Origin of the sequence: Rathayibacter sp. AY1B4 (assembly GCF_002932815.1) — a bacterium.
Classification (GTDB): Bacteria; Actinomycetota; Actinomycetes; order Actinomycetales; family Microbacteriaceae; genus Rathayibacter.
In genome coordinates this window covers 1-647 of the sequence record NZ_PSWN01000061.1, presented here as the reverse complement: position 1 = coordinate 647, position 647 = coordinate 1, and the positions used below count along the sequence as shown (strand labels likewise).

Sequence of the window (647 nt, the reverse complement as noted above, 5' to 3'; positions counted from 1 at the left end):
AGTCTGCCCGTACCCACTGCAGGCCCGAGGTTGAGCCTCGGGTTTTCACAGCAGACGCGACAAACCGCCTACGAGCTCTTTACGCCCAATAATTCCGGACAACGCTTGCACCCTACGTATTACCGCGGCTGCTGGCACGTAGTTAGCCGGTGCTTTTTCTGCAGGTACCGTCAAGCCGAAGCCCTTCTTCCCTACTAAAAGAGGTTTACAACCCGAAGGCCGTCATCCCCCACGCGGCGTTGCTGCATCAGGCTTTCGCCCATTGTGCAATATTCCCCACTGCTGCCTCCCGTAGGAGTCTGGGCCGTGTCTCAGTCCCAGTGTGGCCGGTCACCCTCTCAGGCCGGCTACCCGTCGTCGCCTTGGTGAGCCATTACCTCACCAACTAGCTGATAGGCCGCGAGTCCATCCTTGACCGAAAAACTTTCCACCCGCACCCGATGCCGGGGCAGGTCGTATCCGGTATTAGACGCCGTTTCCAGCGCTTATCCCAGAGTCAAGGGCAGGTTACTCACGTGTTACTCACCCGTTCGCCACTAATCCACCCAGCAAGCTGGGCTTCATCGTTCGACTTGCATGTGTTAAGCACGCCGCCAGCGTTCGTCCTGAGCCAGGATCAAACTCTCCGTAAAAAAATTACGACCTCC

1 rRNA gene is annotated in these 647 nt (G+C 57.7%); it reads right to left on the bottom strand.

Annotated features, from left to right (window positions below):
- A 16S ribosomal RNA gene (locus tag C5D66_RS16715) occupies window positions 1-632 on the bottom strand; the annotation flags it as partial.
- Between the last annotated feature and the right edge of the window lie 15 nt (window positions 633-647).